Annotated in this window: 19 protein-coding genes; 17 read left to right on the forward strand and 2 right to left on the reverse strand. The window is 56.1% G+C overall.

All coding sequences use genetic code 11. The features are described 5' to 3' along the window. Nucleotides 1-43: 43 nt before the first annotated feature. The 16 genes from C772_RS01450 (at nucleotide 44) to C772_RS01525 (ending at nucleotide 16640) form a co-directional block, all read left to right on the forward strand. Entirely contained in the window at nucleotides 44-625 is a 582-nt protein-coding gene (locus tag C772_RS01450; protein ID WP_008296767.1) for a YybH family protein, read from the forward strand. 95 nt (nucleotides 626-720) lie between these two features. Beyond that, nucleotides 721-1560, forward strand: coding sequence for a DegV family protein (locus C772_RS01455; RefSeq protein ID WP_008296769.1), 840 nt, complete (start codon nucleotides 721-723; stop codon nucleotides 1558-1560). 86 nt (nucleotides 1561-1646) lie between these two features. Beyond that, on the forward strand, nucleotides 1647-3020 hold the full coding sequence (locus C772_RS01460; RefSeq protein WP_235046355.1) for a DEAD/DEAH box helicase: 1374 nt from the start codon (nucleotides 1647-1649) through the stop codon (nucleotides 3018-3020). 37 nt (nucleotides 3021-3057) lie between these two features. Continuing rightward, a complete protein-coding gene (locus C772_RS01465; RefSeq protein ID WP_008296773.1) occupies nucleotides 3058-3630 on the forward strand; it encodes a ComF family protein in 573 nt (190 codons plus the stop codon). Between the two features lie 97 nt (nucleotides 3631-3727). Further along, nucleotides 3728-4297: a ribosome hibernation-promoting factor, HPF/YfiA family gene (hpf, locus tag C772_RS01470; RefSeq protein WP_008296775.1), complete on the forward strand. Its 570-nt coding sequence runs from the start codon at nucleotides 3728-3730 to the stop codon at nucleotides 4295-4297. Between the two features lie 237 nt (nucleotides 4298-4534). Next, nucleotides 4535-7045, forward strand: coding sequence for a preprotein translocase subunit SecA (gene secA / locus C772_RS01475; protein WP_008296777.1), 2511 nt, complete (start codon nucleotides 4535-4537; stop codon nucleotides 7043-7045). Between the two features lie 72 nt (nucleotides 7046-7117). After that, a protein-coding gene (prfB, locus tag C772_RS01480) for a peptide chain release factor 2 (protein WP_152419669.1) occupies nucleotides 7118-8219 on the forward strand; the annotation gives its coding sequence in 2 pieces (ribosomal slippage) (nucleotides 7118-7189 and nucleotides 7191-8219; 1101 coding nt in all). 277 nt (nucleotides 8220-8496) lie between these two features. Beyond that, the gene (gene cccB, locus C772_RS01485) at nucleotides 8497-8865 is read left to right on the forward strand and encodes a cytochrome c551 (RefSeq protein WP_008296781.1); all 369 of its coding nucleotides are present in this window, start codon (nucleotides 8497-8499) and stop codon (nucleotides 8863-8865) included. Nucleotides 8866-9140: 275 nt separating this feature from the next. Continuing rightward, a complete protein-coding gene (gene ftsE, locus C772_RS01490; RefSeq protein ID WP_008296783.1) occupies nucleotides 9141-9830 on the forward strand; it encodes a cell division ATP-binding protein FtsE in 690 nt (229 codons plus the stop codon). Further along, a complete protein-coding gene (ftsX, locus tag C772_RS01495; RefSeq protein ID WP_035001010.1) occupies nucleotides 9820-10704 on the forward strand; it encodes a permease-like cell division protein FtsX in 885 nt (294 codons plus the stop codon). Before ftsE ends, ftsX begins: the two co-directional genes overlap by 11 nt. Before the next feature lie 65 nt (nucleotides 10705-10769). Beyond that, on the forward strand, nucleotides 10770-12104 hold the full coding sequence (locus C772_RS01500) for a murein hydrolase activator EnvC family protein (protein ID WP_008296786.1): 1335 nt from the start codon (nucleotides 10770-10772) through the stop codon (nucleotides 12102-12104). 156 nt (nucleotides 12105-12260) lie between these two features. After that, nucleotides 12261-12881: a hypothetical protein gene (locus tag C772_RS01505; protein WP_008296789.1), complete on the forward strand. Its 621-nt coding sequence runs from the start codon at nucleotides 12261-12263 to the stop codon at nucleotides 12879-12881. After that, nucleotides 12878-13507, forward strand: a complete 630-nt coding sequence (locus C772_RS01510) for a redoxin domain-containing protein (protein ID WP_008296791.1) — start codon at nucleotides 12878-12880, stop codon at nucleotides 13505-13507. Before C772_RS01505 ends, C772_RS01510 begins: the two co-directional genes overlap by 4 nt. Before the next feature lie 163 nt (nucleotides 13508-13670). Beyond that, nucleotides 13671-15098: a S41 family peptidase gene (locus C772_RS01515; protein ID WP_235046356.1), complete on the forward strand. Its 1428-nt coding sequence runs from the start codon at nucleotides 13671-13673 to the stop codon at nucleotides 15096-15098. An 84-nt stretch (nucleotides 15099-15182) separates the two neighbouring features. Further along, nucleotides 15183-16352 carry a PDZ domain-containing protein gene (locus tag C772_RS01520; protein WP_035001014.1) on the forward strand — a complete coding sequence of 390 codons (1170 nt, stop codon included), beginning with the start codon at nucleotides 15183-15185 and terminating at the stop codon, nucleotides 16350-16352. Between the two features lie 30 nt (nucleotides 16353-16382). Then, the gene (locus C772_RS01525) at nucleotides 16383-16640 is read left to right on the forward strand and encodes a CsbA family protein (RefSeq protein ID WP_008296796.1); all 258 of its coding nucleotides are present in this window, start codon (nucleotides 16383-16385) and stop codon (nucleotides 16638-16640) included. 52 nt (nucleotides 16641-16692) lie between these two features. Here C772_RS01525 and C772_RS01530 read toward each other — a convergent pair whose 3' ends face one another. Both C772_RS01530 and C772_RS01535 read right to left on the reverse strand, forming a co-directional pair. After that, nucleotides 16693-17004 carry an AzlD domain-containing protein gene (locus tag C772_RS01530; RefSeq protein WP_008296797.1) on the reverse strand — a complete coding sequence of 104 codons (312 nt, stop codon included), beginning with the start codon at nucleotides 17002-17004 and terminating at the stop codon, nucleotides 16693-16695. Next, nucleotides 17004-17729, reverse strand: coding sequence for an AzlC family ABC transporter permease (locus C772_RS01535; RefSeq protein ID WP_008296798.1), 726 nt, complete (start codon nucleotides 17727-17729; stop codon nucleotides 17004-17006). The genes C772_RS01530 and C772_RS01535 overlap by 1 nt, the downstream gene beginning before the upstream one ends. A gap of 136 nt (nucleotides 17730-17865) precedes the next feature. Here C772_RS01535 and C772_RS01540 point away from each other — a divergent pair, with 136 nt between their 5' ends. Then, a complete protein-coding gene (locus C772_RS01540; RefSeq protein WP_008296799.1) occupies nucleotides 17866-18519 on the forward strand; it encodes a TVP38/TMEM64 family protein in 654 nt (217 codons plus the stop codon). Nucleotides 18520-18561: the final 42 nt, after the last annotated feature.

The raw sequence follows: 18561 nt of genomic DNA on the forward strand, positions 1-18561 counted from the left end.
CGGAACCAGTTCCTATGCCAAACTATCCGAGGAGGGAATTGACATGAAAAAAATAAAATGGCTTCTGGCTCCGGCTGCGGCACTCCTGCTGTTGGCGGGCTGCGGCGGAGATGAGGAAGGAAATACGAACTCAACTGATGACAGCAATGCGCCGGCAGGACAGCAATCTGCCATCGGACATGGCACGGAAGACGGGGCCATCGGCTTTGAGATGGCGGATGACGGCTCAATTGAGGAAGCATCCGGCGTCCCTGAAGAAGAAAAGGCAGCCATCCTGGAAGCGTTTGACCGCTACATCGGGACATTCAATAATGGAGATATCGATGGTTACCTGGAAGTCCTGGCAACGGGAGAGGACGCATACGATCCGGATCAGGAACGGGCGGCATTCGAGCAGATGGCAGCCCAGTATGACAAGGTCGAGAGGACGCCATCGGATATGACAGTCGTTTCCTATGAAGAATCGGAAGCCCAGCTGTTCGCGAACCTCGAAACGACACTCGTCGAAAAGGAAACCGGTGAGTCCTTAACCGAAAAAGGGCGGCAAGTGACCGTCTTCACCAAGCAGGACGGAAAATGGAAAGTAAAGGAAGTCTATTACGTCGGCAATGCGCCGGGTCACTGACTTCCTGGAGCCCGGGCGGGATCCCGCCCGGGCTTTGATATTGATTCCGTTTTCCATCGGGATTTAGTAGAATGGGAACAACGGAGGTAGATAGAATGAAAACGGCCATCGTGACCGACAGCACCGCTTATCTGCCCGGTCCGGAACGGGACCGGCTGGGCATCCGTATGATCCCGCTCAGCGTCACCATCGACGGGAAAACCTATGAGGAAGAAGTCGACCTCGAAGCGGATCAGTTCTATGATCTCGTAAGGGAAGGGGAACTCCCTAAAACCTCCCAGCCTCCGATCGGAAAGTTTGCAGACTGTTTCGAGACCCTGAAGCAAGAGGGGTTTGAGGCGGCCGTCGTCGTCACGCTCTCAAGCGGCATCAGCGGAACGTTCACGTCCGCCGGTCAGGCCGGAGATCTGGTGGATGGTCTGGATGTCCAGGTGTTTGATTCCGAAATCGCCTGCATGCCCCAGGGATTCTACGTCTTAAGGGCGGCAAAGATGGCCCGTGACGGTGCTGCGCCGGAGGCCATCATCGCGGAACTTGAAGAGATGAAAAACTCCCTCCGTGCTTATTTCATGGTGGATGATCTGGCCCACCTGCAGCGTGGCGGCCGCCTTTCAGGCGCTCAGGCGCTGATCGGCGGATTGCTGCAGGTCAAGCCGCTGCTGCACTTCAAGGACAGGGTGATCGTCCCGTTCGAGAAAATCCGCACCCGGAAAAAAGCGATGAACCGCATTGCCGATCTGCTGGCACAGGACGCAGGAAACGGCCCGCTGGAAGCGGCCATCATCCATGCAAACCGCAAGGAAGAGGCGGAAGCGTGGCGGACGGAACTGAGCCGGAAGTTTCCGGATGTCGAATTTAAGATCAGCTATTTTGGCCCTGTGATCGGCACCCATCTCGGGGAAGGGGCGATGGGTCTCGGCTGGGTGAAAAAGTGACCGTTTATGGCGGTCATTTTTTGCAAGTTCCATGTTCTGAAAATTCTGTTCAAAGGGGGAGAGGGGGAATAGGCATTCACGATGAGTTGCAGAAATTTCTGCAGGGGCGCATTTGGCTGCGGGAACTCCTGCCGGTCGGGAAAGAGGAAGCCGGGGACCTGATCAGGGAGGGTCTGATCGGGACCGTTCCCGGTGTGGCGACCATTCGGAAATGGCATGGCGGAACCCATTCCAGGTGCAGCCGGTGTCTGACTGAAGATGCCCGGCATTTTCACGCGTTCAACTGCAGGAAATGCGGAAAGGTTTGCCGGTACTGCCGTCATTGCCTGAACATGGGGCGTGTCGCCGAGTGTGATGAACTGGTTTACTGGTGCGGTCCGGAACGTCGGACTGCCTGCAATGCGGTGCTGACCTGGGAGGGCCGGCTCACCCCGCTTCAGGAGCGGGCGGCAGGGGAACTGGAAGAGAGCCTGCTGGACGGCAAACCGCATCTTCTTCATGCCGTCTGCGGTGCCGGGAAAACGGAAATCCTTTTCAGGCCGGTCCACCGCCTTTTGTCGGAGGGGAAGCGGGTGTGCATCGCGACACCGCGCACCGATGTTGTTCTGGAGCTTCTGCCGAGGTTCGAGAAGGCGATCGGCGGGACGGTCATCCACGGACTGTATGGCGGTTCGGGCAATGGGGAAGGTCTTGCCGGACTCGTCATTGCAACTACGCACCAGCTTTATCGTTTCAGGGAGGCGTTTGATGCCGTGATCGTCGACGAAGCGGACGCATTTCCATATTCGTTCGACAGGACCCTCCGGCTGGCGGTCAGGAAAGCACTGAAACCGGGAGGAGTGCTCGCCGTCGTCACGGCGACTCCATCGCCTGCCATCTTATCGGAGATCGGAAGGGAGGGCCGCAGGTCGGTCATCCCGGTGCGTTTCCACGGACATCCGCTTCCGGTGCCCCGCATTGTTCCGCTTTTCGGTTACAGGAAAAGGATCTCCGCCGGGAAGATGCCGGAGCGGCTGAAGGCCTGGACGGAAGAACGGCTGAAGAGGAAGGAGCCTTTCCTCATTTTCTTCCCGTCCGTCCCGCTTATGGAGCAATGTCTGCCGCTTTTCTCCCATCTGGATGCCGGAATCGGCGCGGTGCATGCAACGCATCCGGACAGGCGGGATCTGGTCATGGCACTTCGCGAGGGCCGGATTCCCGGTCTTCTGACGACGACCATCCTGGAGCGGGGAATCACGATTCCGCGGCTCCAGATTGCCGTGGCCGGTTCTGAAAATGTGGTATTTGACCGTTCCGCCATCATCCAGATCAGCGGTCGGGCAGGCAGGTCACCGGAGCATCCCGACGGGGACGTTGTCCTGTTCCACCACGGTGTCACCCCCGAGATGGATGCGGCAGTGCGGGAAATTCGCAGGCTGAACAGGGAAGGGGTGAAGACCATTGGATTGCCTGCTCTGTGACGGCCCGGTATCAAGACCTCCCACTTGGAGGGGTCTATTGACCGACCGGGGGAAAAGCCTGCTTTGTCCGCGGTGCGAGGGAGGATTTGTTCCCGCAGACAGTATGCCTCCGCTCGGCGACTGGAACGGGACACCGTACGAGGGGGCGCTGGATGCCGCAGTCTCGCTCTATGCCTATAACGATGCAATGAAAACCTGCCTGCGCCAGTACAAATTTTTGAAAGATGCGGCCCTGGCCGCCGTGTTTTCGGATGCACTCCATCATGCAGAAATTTTGAAGGGCCGCACGGCGGTGCCGGTGCCGATGCATCCGGTTCGTCTCGTTGAGCGAACGTTTCCGCAGGTGGAGGAACTGCTTGTGCAGGCCGGCATCCCGTATGCCCCGTTGCTTGAAAAGACGACGGCACTGAATCTGGGCAGGCTGGGCCGGAAGGAACGGATGGCGTCTGATCCGCTTTTCCGACTGGCGGATGGTGCAGAAGTCCGTCGGGCCGACTATGTGCTTGTCGATGACCTGTATACAACAGGAACGACATTGCATCATGCAGCCCATGTGCTGAAAAAATCCGGAGCCCGCTCGGTTGCCGCCCTGACGCTGATCCGCGCTTAAATGACACCGATTCGACAATTCCGGCTTTGTTTCCAAGAGGGATATCGAGGGAAGATGTAGAATAGAACATATATAGCCTGACAAAGGAGGAGTTCATATGCTGAATTTCAATATCCGCGGGGAAAACATCGAGGTCACGCCTGCCATCCGCGAGTATACGGAGAAGAAAATCCAAAAACTCGAACGGTATTTCACGGATGAGGTGAATGCGACGGCGCATGTCAACCTGAAGGTGTACAACGACCGCCAGACAAAGGTCGAAGTGACGATCCCGATGAAGAACCTGACCCTCCGGGCGGAAGAACGGAACTCCGATATGTATGCGGCAATCGACCTGATTAACGAAAAACTCGAACGCCAGATCCGGAAGTACAAGACAAGGGTGAACCGCAAGTTCCGTGAGCGTGAAGGCGTTGCCTCCTACTTTGCAACCGTGACCGAAAGCAATGAGACGGCGGCTGCGCAGGAGGAAGGAGATGGGGAGTTTGAAGTCGTGCGCACCAAGCAGTTCAGCCTGAAGCCGATGGACCAGGAAGAGGCGATTCTCCAGATGAACATGCTGGGCCACTCCTTCTACATTTTCACCGATGCCGAATCCAACGGCACGAACATCGTGTATAAGCGAAAGGACGGGAAATACGGCCTCATCGAAACCGAGGTCGAATAACCCGCCAAAGCCTTCCAAGGCCCGCCCCTTCCGGCGGGCTTCTTTTCATTTCCCGGACGGAAAGGCGTGATTCCGGAATCGGCCCCTGAACATGGCAGTATCGGGAAAAACAGCGGATTGGCCTTCGAATCTTTCAAATTTCGATTGTTTCCGTGCGGATCTGCCGCTCGCGGATGTTTGCAACGGGTGCATGGCGGGTGTTAAAATGGACTTTGAGACTAGTTAGGAAGTGACGACATGCTAGGCGTTTTAAATAAAATGTTCGACCCGAATAAACGGGATGTCAAGAAGCTGGAAAAGGTTGCAGATGCGGTTGAATCCCATGCCTCTGCGATGGAAAAGCTCTCCGATGCGGAGCTGCAGGCAAAGACCGAAGAGTTCCGGAGCCGGATCGCTGCAGGCGAGTCGCTTGATAAGATCCAGCCGGAAGCATTTGCCGTTGTCCGCGAGGCGGCTAAGCGCGTAACCGGCATGTTCCCGTTCCGCGTCCAGATCATGGGTGCCGCTGCACTGCATGACGGAAATATTGCCGAGATGAAGACCGGGGAAGGGAAGACCCTTACCTCGACGATGGCCGTCTACCTGAACGCCCTTGAAGGCAAGGGTGTCCACGTCGTGACGGTCAACGAATACCTCGCAAGCCGTGACGCATCCGAAATGGGGCAGATCTATGAGTTCCTGGGCCTCACGGTCGGCCTGAACCTGAACAGCATGGACAAAGACGAGAAGCGGGAAGCCTACCAGGCGGATATCACGTACAGCACGAACAACGAGCTTGGTTTCGATTACCTGCGCGACAACATGGTCCTCTACAAGGAAGAACGTGTCCAGCGGCCGCTCCATTATGCGGTCATTGACGAAGTCGACTCCATCCTGATTGATGAAGCGAGAACCCCGCTGATCATTTCCGGCCAGGCCGAGAAAAACGCGAGGCTCTATATCCAGACGAATGCGTTCGTCCGCACACTCAAGAAAGATGAGGACTACTCCTATGATGAGCAGTCAAAGGGCGTCACGCTTACCGAGTCGGGGATCGAGAAGGCCGAGAAGGCATTCCAGATCGATAACCTGTTCGATTTGAGCCACGTCCGCCTGAACCACGCGATCAACCAGTCGCTCAAGGCGCATGCAAGCATGCACAAAGACGTCGACTATGTCGTGGAAGAAGGCAAAGTCGTCATCGTCGACTCGTTCACAGGACGTCTGATGAAGGGCCGCCGTTACAGCGACGGCCTGCACCAGGCGATCGAGGCGAAAGAAGCCCTCGAAATCCAGAATGAATCGATGACCATGGCCACGATCACGTTCCAGAACTTGTTCCGGATGTATGACAAATTGTCCGGGATGACCGGTACGGCCAAAACCGAGGAAGAGGAACTTCGGAACATCTATAACATGAACGTCATCGTCATCCCGACCAACAAGCCGATTGTACGGGATGACCGGCCGGATCTGATCTACGCAACGACCGAAGGGAAATATAAAGCGGTCGCGGAAGAGATCAAGGAACGCCATGAGAAGGGCCAGCCGGTCCTGGTCGGTACCGTTGCGATCGAGACATCAGAGATCATCTCCGCCTATCTGCGCAAATACGGCATTCCGCACAATGTGCTGAACGCGAAAAACCATGAGCGGGAAGCCGAAATCATCACGGAAGCCGGCAAGCGCGGTGCGGTCACCATTGCGACGAACATGGCGGGCCGGGGAACCGACATCAAGCTTGGCGAAGGCGTCCGAGATGCCGGAGGCCTCGCGGTCATCGGTACGGAACGGCATGAATCCCGCCGGATCGACAATCAGCTCAGAGGGCGTTCCGGCCGTCAGGGAGATCCCGGCATCACTCAGTTTTACCTGTCGCTTGAAGATGACCTGATGCGCCGCTTCGGTTCCGACAACATGAAGAACATGATGTCGCGTCTCGGTATGGATGATAACCAGCCTATACAGTCGAAAATGGTCTCCCGCGCGGTTGAATCCGCCCAGAAGCGGGTAGAGGGCAATAACTTCGACGCACGGAAGCGCCTGCTCCAGTATGATGATGTCCTTCGCCAGCAGCGCGAAATCATCTACAAGGAACGCAACGACGTGCTCGAAACCGATGACATGCGCGAGCTCGTGGAATCGATGATCGACGATGTCATCGAGCGCATGGTCCCTGTGTATACAGCAGACGAGAAAAGCGAAAACTGGAACCTGAAAGGCCTGGAAGATTTCCTTGCTGCGAACCTTCTTCCTGAAGGCGCGCTGACTGTATCCGACCTGCAGGGCAAATCGCAGGCCGACATCATCGGCACGGTGAAGGAAGCGGTCAGGAAGCGCTACGACGAGAAGGAAGAGGAAATGACTCCGGAGCGGATGCGGGAATTCGAGAAAGTCGTCCTGCTCCGGTCCATCGACACCAAATGGATCGACCACATCGACGCAATGGATCAGCTGCGCCAGGGGATCCACCTCCGGGCATACGGCCAGAATGATCCGCTCCGCGAATACCAGAACGAAGGGTTCCGGATGTTCGAAGACATGGTCGATGCGATCCGCGACGATGTTGCCAAGTATGCGATGAAGGCTGAAATCCGCCAGAACCTGCAGCGCGAGGAAGTCGCCAAGGGAGAGGCCGTCAACCCGAAAGAGGGCGGCGGCGAAGTGAAGAAAAAGCCGATCCGGAAAAAAGTGATCGTCGGAAGAAACGATCCATGCCCATGCGGCAGCGGCAAGAAGTTCAAGAACTGCCACGGCAGCACGGCGTGACAGCCCGGACGGCGGACAGCCGTCCCGCATGATCTGAGTGCAGTCCGACATATTTAGGAGGAATTCATTATGATGGAACTTGCTGACGCAAGAAATCAGCTCGATACTACAGCCGGGAAACTGGCGGGCTTCAGGGGGTCTCTTTGACTTAGAAAACAAAGAGGCACGGATCCAGGAACTCGACGAGCGCATGCTCGAGCCGGGTTTCTGGGACAATCAGGATGAAGCCCAGAAAGTCATCTCCGAGGCGAATGGCCTGAAGGACGTCGTGAACGAGTACCGCCGTCTGGAAGAAACCCAGGAAAACCTTGAAATGACGCTGGAACTGCTCCGCGAGGAAGACGACCCGGATCTCCACGCGGAACTTTCGGATGAACTCCAATCGTTCGGCGAAGATCTGGAAGCATTCGAGCTTGGCATGCTTCTTAGCGAGGAGTATGACAAAAACAATGCCATCCTCGAGCTTCATGCGGGCGCTGGCGGAACGGAGTCCCAGGACTGGGCTTCGATGCTTCTGCGCATGTACACCCGATGGGGTGAAAAGCGCGGCTACAAGGTGGAGACGCTTGACTACCTGGCCGGTGATGAAGCGGGCGTCAAGTCGGTCACCATCAGCATCAAGGGCCATAACGCCTACGGCTACCTGAAGGCTGAAAAGGGCGTGCACCGGCTCGTCAGGATCTCGCCGTTTGATTCATCGGGCCGCCGCCATACTTCGTTCGTTTCGTGTGAAGTCATGCCGGAGTTCGACAATGAAATCGAGCTGGATATCCGTACGGAAGACCTGAAAATCGATACGTACCGTTCAAGCGGCGCGGGCGGACAGCACGTCAACACCACCGACTCCGCGGTCCGGATCACGCACCTTCCGACCAATACGGTCGTCACCTGCCAGTCCGAACGTTCCCAGATCAAGAACCGTGAACAGGCGATGAAGCTCCTGAAGGCGAAGCTTTATCAGCTGAAAATCGAGGAACAGGAAAAAGAACTCCTGGAAATCCGCGGTGAACAAAAAGAGATCGGGTGGGGCAGCCAGATCCGCTCCTACGTTTTCCACCCGTACTCGATGGTCAAAGACCACCGGACGGACACGGAAACAGGCAATGTCCAGAACGTCATGGACGGCGATATCGACCTGTTCATCAACGCCTATCTGCGATCCCGGCTTTCATGAGACGCTGCAGGCAATAAGTTAACTGACCGGACGGAGGTAGCACCAAACAGGTGCCGCCTCCGTCTGTTTTGCTTATGGCCAACCGGAGTTTGATCCGCTGATTGCCAAATTACGGGCGTCTTGCTTTGAGCACCACTGATCTATAAAAACACAATTATTTCCTCCAAATTCATCCCTTTGTCACGAAAACCAAGACAGACCCGGCGTTTCATGTTTGAAATCAGGACGGTTTGGTATACTAATGGGGAACACATGTCGAAACTGGAGGGATCAGAGAATGAAAAAGAAACTATTGGCAATGCTGTTCGGTTCTGCACTCATTCTGGGTGCCTGCGGAGGCGGCGGAGATGACACAGCCGACGACGCAGCCGATACAGGCAACGACGACGCAGCCACAGAAGAATCCGCAGGCGAGAGCGCATCCGGCGTGGATGCTGAACAGGTTGTCCAACAGAAGTGTATTTCCTGCCACGGTGAAAACCTTGAAGGTCAAGGAAACTTCCCGGCACTTAATGATGTCGGCTCCCGACTGTCGGAAGATGAGATCCACGATATCGTTGCAAACGGTAAAGGCGCCATGCCTGGCGGACTCGTTGAAGGCGAAGAGCTGGATGCCGTCGTACAATGGCTTTCCGAAAAGAAATAATCAACAGCCGTCTTCCCGGTACCCATTCCGGGAGACGGTCTTTTTTTGTCATTAATTTGATTATTCTCTCCCTTTATGGATGAAACCATTCCCCGCCTGAGGCATGATTCTCCAGCAACTTCCCTCCTTCTTTGTCAAGCGACACGAATCCACTTATATCAACGATTTCTGTAGTCAAAATGAAATATACTTGTAATAAAATACGAGATTTATAGTGTTATAATGAGCCTGCCGGAAAATTTTAGCCCGGATAAAGGGCGTTAGGTGATTTTTTTATGATTAAAATGAAAGACGTTTACAAGAAATATGCCAATGGTGTCGTTGCGGCGAACGGATTGAATGTCAGAATCTCGCCCGGTGAGTTTGTTTATGTCGTCGGGCCGAGCGGTGCAGGCAAATCGACATTCATCAAAATGATGTATCGCGAGGAAAAACCGACATCTGGAGAAATATATGTCGACGGGACCAACCTGGCCACGCTGAAGAACAGGGAGGTCCCGTTCGTCCGGAGGAAAATCGGTGTTGTTTTCCAGGACTTCAAATTGCTTCCGAAGCTGACGGTATACGAAAATGTCGCTTTTGCAATGGAAGTCATCGAGGCACCGTCCGATTCCATCCGTGATCGGGTGACGGAAGTGCTCGACCTGGTCGGACTCAAGTCGAAATCCAGGATGCTCCCTACGGAACTGTCCGGCGGAGAGCAGCAGCGCGTGTCCATCGCCCGCTCGATCGTCAACCGCCCGAAGGTGGTTATCGCGGATGAGCCGACAGGGAACCTGGACCCGGAAACCTCCTGGGGCATCATGAACGTGTTCAGGGACATCAATGAACAATTGGGGACGACCATCGTCATGGCGACCCACAACAAAGATATCGTCAACCGGATCAGACACCGGGTCATCGCCATTGAGGGCGGACTGATTGTGCGGGACGAAGCGGAAGGGGTATACGGCTATGAAATTTAGGACCCTCCGCCGCCACTTCCGCGAAAGCTTCAAGTCGCTTGGCCGGAACGGCTGGATGACCTTTGCATCGGTCAGCGCGGTCACGGTCACACTGCTTCTCGTCGGCGTGTTCGTGGCCATCATGCTGAATCTGAACAAGATCGCAGATGATCTGGAACATGACGTCGAAATGAAGGTTTATGTCGAACTTGCGGCAGATGAAGCTTCGACAACAGCGCTTGAAGACCAGATCAGGGAAACACCGGGCGTCGCGGAAGTCATTTATTCGACACGCGACCAGGAACTGGACCAGATGATCCGGGACTTCGGTGAGGACCTGAAGCTATATGAACAGAGCAACCCGCTCCGCGAGGCGTTTTATGTAAAAGCGAGCGATCCCCAGCAGACGGCTAAAGTCGCACAGACAATCGATGAGTACCCCAACACCTATGAGGTGGTCTACGGGGAAGGCAAGGTCGAAAAACTGTTCGACTTCCTGAACTTTGGGCGCAACGCAGGCCTGATCCTGATTCTCGCCCTTCTCTTCACTGCGATGTTCCTTATCTCGAATACGATCCGCATCACGATCGTGGCGAGAAAGACCGAAATCGGAATCATGAAGCTGGTCGGGGCTTCGAACAGCTTTGTCAGGATCCCGTTTGTCCTGGAAGGGATCTGGATGGGCATTCTCGGATCGATCATCCCGATCCTGGTCGTTGTATTCGGCTATCTTGAATTCTATGACTATGCGGAACCGCGCCTCCGGGGAGAAATGATCCAGATTCTGGCGCCCGTACCGTTCCTATATATCGTTACCGGCATCCTGTTCTTCATGGGCGTCTTCATCGGAATGTGGGGCAGCTTCATGTCGGTGCGCAAGTTCCTGAAAATCTGAATCACACATAAAACAGCATGTTCAGACAGAAAGAATCGCAGTGTCCTGAAAGGGGAAATGAAAAGTTGAAGCAGTCGAAGCCACTGATCGCCACCGTGGCCGCCACGATGGCACTGAGCTTTGGGCTCGGCACGACCGGCGTGTCGGCAAGCAAGCTCAATGATCTCCAGAACCAGCAGCAACAGATCGAACAAAAGAAAAATGAGTTGAACCGGGGCATCCAGGAGAAGGCCTCCAACATCCAGGCGAACTCCGAGAAGATGGACAAGCTTCTTGCACAGATCAAGGACCTGCATGGGAAGATCGAAGCGAAGCAAAACGAAATCGCCAAGCTGGAGTCGGAGATTGAAATGACCAAAGCCGAGATCGAAGCACTTCGTGCCTCCATCAAAGAGCTGGAACAGAAAATCGCCGACCGCGATGCCCTGCTCCGCGACCGTGTACGGGCCATGCAGGTCACCGGCGGTTCCACAAGCTACCTTGATGTCCTTCTTGGGGCAAGCAGCTTTTCCGACTTTATCGACCGGGTCTCCGCGGTCAACACACTGAGGGAAGCGGACCGCCAGATCATCACCGAACAAAAGGCGGACAAGGCGACCCTTGAAGACCAGAAACAGCAGGTAGAGACCAAGCTTGCAAGCCAGGAAGAAAACAAGAAAAAGCTTGAGGCCGCAAAAGCGGACCTGGACCGCCAGAAAAAAGACCTTGACGGACTTGTCAGCCAGCTTGAAGCCGAACAGCAGCGCCTGGAGAAAGAACAGGCAAACCTGGAAGCCGAGTACTCCGAAGCGCATGAGATGAGCGCGGAGCTTAAGCAGCAGATCGTTGCCGAACAGGAGCGCCTCGCCGAAATCGCGCGCAAGGCAGAGGAAGAGCGCAAGCGCAAGGAAGCCGAAGCACGCAAGAAAGCGGCTGCTGCAGCAGCGTCCAAGCAGGCTGAAACGAACCGCAAGTCCGGCAGCTCGGTAGGCTACACGAGCGCGCCGGCACCGGCTGTGTCGGGCGGGACATGGACCCGTCCTGCATCAGGCCGGATCACATCGACTTTCGGCTACCGTAACCTGAGCTGGGCATCTTCCAACCACCAGGGTGTCGACATTGCCAATGCGACGGGCACACCGATCGTGGCGGCAGGCAACGGCATCGTGTCTTCCACGGGCAGCCACCGCACGCTCGGGAACTACATCATGATCACCCACTCCGTGAACGGCCAGAACATGACGACGGTGTACGGCCACCTTTCCGCGATCAACACAAGCAAGGGTGCGCAGGTCAGCAAAGGCCAGCTGATCGGAAAAATGGGTTCGACGGGACGTTCCAGCGGCCCTCACCTTCACTTCGAAGTCCACATCGGAACGTACGGCAATCCGGTCAACCCGATGCGCTACGTACCGCTATAAGCAAGATATCCATCCCGCCTTCCAAAAGGCGGGATTTTTCTTTTGCCGTGTCATAGAATGGACAATATTCGTCTCCGGGCCTGTGCCGGAAGGTGGACGGGCAGGCGCTCCATCCTCTAATCTTGTAGATGAAAACATCCGTCCGGAGGCGCAGCCATGCAAGTGACAGAAGCCATCACAATCTTTAAATTATCTGTGCCGTCCTCCCATCTGTCGGCACTTGCTGCACTGATCGCTGCTTATATCCTCCTCCGTGTCAGATTTGGCAGCCGGCAGGCCGGGATTTATGGGGATGCGGCGTTTTATTTTGTGCTGGTCTGGAAAGGCAGTTACGTGCTGACCGACTTCGGAAACTTTATGAAAGCGCCACTGTCCCTCCTTTACTACAACGGAGGGCTTACCGGCGCACTGGCCGGTCTTCTGGCAGCCCTCTTCTTTATCTGGAAAAAAGGCGCGGCCGGTTCACCGGCAGTCCTCATGGCGGCGGTCACTGTCCAAAGCGTCTATCAGATCATGATGGCGCTTCTGAACAATAACGGACCGGTTGCCGAGACGGTCACTGTCGTCTTGTTCGGTATCTTGCTCCTTCTGGCCGTTTTAAGGTCGGACGGCACGATTCTCAGGCAACGGCAGCTGACCGTGCTGTTTTTGGCGGTCCATCTGATGGCGGCAACTGTTCAGCCTGACGGTTTCAGCGGGTTGTCGTTTGTTTCGACCGTTATTTTTGTTGTTTATCAATTTATTTTTTTATCGGGAGGCAGGAGGCATCACGAATGAGTAAAAAGTGGATCGGTTCAATCATCGCACTGGCCGTGATTGCGGCAATGGTCGGCATCATGCTGAAAAACACGGCGGATGACGGCCTGAGCGGTCAGAAAAAGCAGCTCGAGCGGCAATTGTCCCAGTCGGAATCGCAGAAAGAGACAGACACCGGCACCGCGGCGGAACCCGAGGAGGGGATTGCCGAAGGGGAGGCGGCCCCTGACTTTACACTGGAGACGCTGGACGGCGGAGAACTGACACTGTCGGATCTCCGCGGCGAGAAAGTGATCCTGAATTTCTGGGCCTCTTGGTGCGGGCCTTGCCGCGCGGAAATGCCGCATATGCAGGAGTACTACGAGGAGGAAGCCGAGGAGGCGGGTGTCCGGGTGATTGCCGTCAATCTGTCGACTTCCGAACGCGGCGACAAGGAAAAGGTGATGGCGAATATCCAGTCGTTTGTGGATGAATTCGGCCTGACATTCCCGATCCCGCTTGACGCGGAAGGGGAGCAGATGGACGTCTACAAGGTCATTACAATCCCGACCACCTACATCATCGATACGTCCGGCATCATCCGCCATGTGGTCCGAGGACCGATGGATGCTGAAATGATGAGGAGCCTGACAGCCAGTATCGACTGAGGGGGCGAGTATTAGGCCGGACTCCCGCTTGTTTGGAAAACGCCTTTGAAAGTTAATTAAAGTTCTTTAGCCCCGGTTTTCCGGGAGATAAAAATCGGCCATGCGTGTCGTATGCTTACCAGTCTGTTCATACACTTGGACGGAGGAGGGATGCCAGATGCGCATGAGCCGATTTTTAATGTTTGTGGCGGTCTGCGCGGCAGCGGGCGGAATCTTTTACTTTGTCCAGAACGGGAAAGGCGAATCGGCGGAAACCGTAAGCGGCAAAAAGCCGATCGACGAAGCGTATGACCTGATTTTGGAAAAGGCCGTCCACCGTGTAGGAGGGGACGAGCTGGTCGAAGGGGCTGTCAGGGGGATGGCCGATGTGCTGAACGATCCGTACAGTACATACATGACCGAAGAGGAAGCGGCCGCCCATGAGGAATCGCTGTCGGACGAGCGTGTCGGAATCGGGGCGGAAATTACGGAATCCCGCGGGCGCTTTATCATTGTTGCCCCGGTCCGTAATTCCCCTGCTGAAAAAGCCGGCATACTGCCGTACGATGAAATTGTCCGTGTAGACGGGGAGCGTGTGGACGGCAAGACGATGAAAGAACTGCTTTCCCTGATCAAGGGCGCCGAAGGGACGGATGTCACGCTGACGGTTTTCCGGCCGGATGAGGACAGGCATCTGGAAGTCGCAATGAAGAGAAGCGCGATTCCGGTCAAGACAGTGGACAGCCGGATGATCGAGAAAGACGGCTATCAGGTCGGGGTGGTATCCATCTCGATGTTCGGGGAGGAGACGGCCGCTGAGTGGGAGAAACATACAAAGCAGCTGATCAGCCAGGGTGCCGACGGATTCATCATCGACGTTCGGGGCAATCCCGGCGGCTACTTGTTCAGCGTGTCCAAAATTGCGGGCAGCCTGCTTAGGGAGGGAACGGTCTTTGCCTTCATGCAGAACGCGGAAGGGGTCAAGGAGCCGGTCCGGTCCGAACCGCCCGAAGACGAGGAATACGGGAAGGCGATGCGCCGGATGAATACGGTGCTTCTCCAGGACAAGGGCAGCGCATCGGCAAGCGAAGTGCTGAGCGGTGCGCTCCAGGACAACGGTCGGGCGTTCATCATCGGGACCGTCAGCTTCGGCAAGGGGACGGTTCAGGAAACGTGGCCGCTCTCAAATGGCGGTGAGATGAAACTCTCGACCCACAAGTGGCTGACCCCTTCCGGACAGTGGATCCACGGCAAGGGAGTCAAGCCGGACCTTGAATCCGAACAGCAGTCGCTTTACGGGCTGCCCGTCATTCCGGTCGAGGGCAGCTTCCAGCCCGGCGACTACGGAGAAGATGTGGGGTATGCGCAGCGGGTGCTGGCGGCACTCGGTTATGACGTGACCCGCGAGGACGGTTACTATGACGAGACGACACTGAAGGCGGTCGAGCGGTTCAGGGACAATGAGGATCTGGATCCCGGCGGTGCCATGGACGATTCGTTTTTCCGGGCCCTCCGCGCCAAAGTGGTCGAATACAAGGCGGACGACAAAAATGACGATCAGCTGCAGCTTGCCGTCGGCTATATGAAACACGTATTAAAGTCCGGCAACTAAAACCATTCTCATCCCACCCCGGTTTTGATAGAATGAAGTAATGAAGTTGGTTTGTTGTTTAGAACCGGGGATGGTGACAGTCTGATGTTCCAGGAAATCATGTTCGAATTGTTGCATGGCGCGGGAAGGTTTTTCATGAACCCGCTGTTTTATATCATTTTGCTGTTCTCGGTACTGCTCGGCTACACGAGGGTCAGGCGGGAGCGGAAGCATTTCCGGGTGAGGGTGGATGAAGGCCTGGCCGAATTCCGCGGTTTGCTGAAGGAGTCGTGGCTGGCCGCACTCGTCCTGTCACTGATCATTACCGGTGCCGGGCTTGTCGTACCGAAGGGCTGGCTCGTGCTGTTCTGCGGCTTTATGCTGGCCGGCGTGCTTTTGTTCCGCTACCAGGCTGGGGCTCCGATTTATGCAGCCGGACTTGCCGCGCTTGCCTACTGGCTGCTGGGCCGCTACGATGTCGCGACGGACTGGCCGTTCATCGGATGGACTTATGCGGGAGTGACGGGAGAGGAGGCTGTCACCATCACGGTGATTGCCGGCCTGCTCACGGTTGCCGAAGGGATCCTGATCCGCAAGTACGGAGCGCGGGATGCCTCCCCGCTCCTGCAGGAGACGGCGAGGGGACTGCAGGGAGCCGCCTACAGGACCAAGCGCCTCTGGCTCCTGCCGCTCCTTTTCGCGGTCCCGGGCGGCCCGATTGGGGAAATGCTTCCTTATTGGCCGCAGTTCACGCTCGGCGGAACGTCTTATTACCTGATTTTCATTCCGGCCGTGATCGGTTTTGAACATACGGCCAGGCACGTGCTGCCGGGACAGGTTTACGGCGGATACGGCAAGGCGGTCTTTGTGGCTGGACTCGGTGTTACGGCAGCCGCTTTCCTGGGGCTCTGGGAGCCGCTGGCCGGATGGGCCGTCCTTGCACTCGGGTTCATCATGCGGGCCATGATCACCATCAGGGCCGCCGTGCGGGAAAGCAAAGGGAACTTCGCGGTCGCACCAAGAAGTGACGGTGTGGTCGTGGCCGCAGTCCTTCCGGGATCCCCTGCAGACAAAATGGGGATCCTTCCCGGCGAAACCATCCGGAAGGTGAACGGCGTCACGGTGACGGACGAACGGGAACTGTACGAGGCCATCCAGGTAAACGCGGCCCATTGCCGCGTCGAGGTGCTCAACCGGGAGGGGGAGCTTAGGCTCTGCCAGCATGTGATCTTCCGGCATGACCACCACCGGATGGGCCTGCTCGTCGTCCGCTGACCGGTATTCGCAGGGGAGGGGGATCGGCCTGTGGAATCTTACGCACTTAAAATCATCCTGGCGCTTTTCCTGCCGGCGGCACTGGTCGTCCTGTTCACCCGGGTGACCTACCACCATGTGGTCGGGCTGGTCCTGACTGTGGCATTGATTGCAGCGTCCGTCTATGCGGGATACACGCACACGTGGCTCCTGTATACGATTGATGCGCTTTCACTGACTGCAGGATTCTACATGGCCGGCAGGATGAGGGAACGGACCAGGCAGGGGCAAAGTCAAGATAGGGAATGAAAAATGACCCGGCGCAAAAGCGCCGGGTCATTTTTGGGGTTTGCTCACGCAGCTAGCCGACGAGAAGGCTATAAACTGCAAGTACAGCAATTGTGCCGAGAACGGTCCCCATGACGCCTCCGCCCAGCCAGGCGATCAGCGCGGCAGATGCAAAGCCGATCACTCCGAACAGCAGATCATCGGGCTGTGCATACAAAATCGCCGGGAAAATCAGCGCACCGAGTACGGCGTACGGGATATTGCGGAGCACGCCGGATACGGCCGGCGGCAGTTCTTTCCCTTCAAGGAAGGTCAGCGGGATGGCGCGCGGCAGGTAGGTCACGACCGCCATGCCAAGCAGCATCCACCAGTACCAGCTGCCCATCAGGCCCCCTCCTTTCGTTCAACCGCACGCCGGAGCACATTTCCGCGGCGGGCGTAGAGCACTTCGACAATGACGGCAGAAGCGAGCGTCGATACCATGATGGCCCAGCCGGTCGACAGCAGTTCCGTCCAGAAGAAAAACCCATTGATTGCGGCTGCCGTCAGAGCAAGCAGGACGACCTTCCGGTTGCCTTTCAGGGACGGGATGAGAAGCGCAACAAACATGGCGTAAAGCGCAATCGACATCGCTGCCTGCAGGAATAGCGGCAGGTTGGCCCCGATCACATGGCCGATTCCGCTGAAGATGACCCAGCTTGCATAGGACAGGACAATGACCCCTGCCGCATAGGAAGTCCGGACACGTCCCTCGCCGGTTGTGGAGATCACGGAAAATGTTTCATCGGTGATGCCGAATGCGTAGACCGCTTTTTTCCATCTGGCGTCAGGCTGCATCTTTTCATTGAGCGAAGCCGTCATTAGAAAGTGGCGGATATTGACGATGAACGTATTCAGCACAATCAGCACGGGGTCCACCTTGGCCGCAATCAGGCTGAGGGATATGTATTGGGCGGCACCGGCAAAGACAAAGATGCTCATGGCAACCGTCTCAGTCAGGGAAAGCCCGGTCGTCTTGGCCAGCAGCCCGAATGTCAGCGCCACAGGGAAATAGCCGATGGCAATGGTAAGCCCCGCCTTCAGGCCGGCGGCAAGGCCTTCTCTTTGCATGAAATCCCATCTTTCTTGCATGATTATAATTAGAATTATACTACAAACATTTCCCTTCGGGCGCCCGATTTTGTAGAGTTGCATGAATAGCGTAAAATAAGGGAAATGACACTTCAAACCGGGTCGGGGGTAGGACATGGAGAATTGGCTGGATCTTGACACCTTGTATGAACTGACATCACATTACCGGGCGCTGGGGCCCCTTCTGGGATTTTTGCTGCCGTTTATCGAGGCATTCCTGCCGTTTTTGCCTCTTTTTGTGTTCGTCCTTGCGAATGCCAATGCGTACGGATTCTTTTTCGGTTTCCTGATCAGCTGGGGCGGAACGGTTGCGGGGTCCTATACCGTGTTTCTCCTGATCAGGAAATACGGTGATGCGAGAGTATTCCGGTTCCTCACGAAAAGTGAGCGGGTCCGGAAACTGATCCAATGGGTGGAGCGCAACAGCTTCGGACCGCTGTTCGTTCTGCTCTGCTTTCCGTTTACGCCGTCCGCTCTTGTGAATCTCGTGGCGGGCCTTTCCAATCTGAAAAAGAAAGTGTATCTGATCACTCTGATGGCCGGAAAATTCGTGATGATCGCCATTGCAAGTTTTATCGGCCATGACCTCCGCTCATTGGTCACCCAGCCGGGACGGACGGCGGTAGTCGCGCTCGTCATTTTCCTGCTCTGGCTCGGCGGCAAGCAGTTGGAAAAGCGGCTCGATAAGCGTGTGGAAAATGACTTCAGGTCGATCCGCGAAGAACAGACGGCTGCGGAGGAGGAACAACGCCGGGAAAAGGAGAGCTGACTGCAAGGCGGCCCCGGCCCGGCATGCTTTATCTTACATATC

Source organism: Bhargavaea cecembensis DSE10 (assembly GCF_000348905.1).
In the GTDB taxonomy this organism is placed as follows: Bacteria; Bacillota; Bacilli; order Bacillales_A; family Planococcaceae; genus Bhargavaea; species Bhargavaea cecembensis.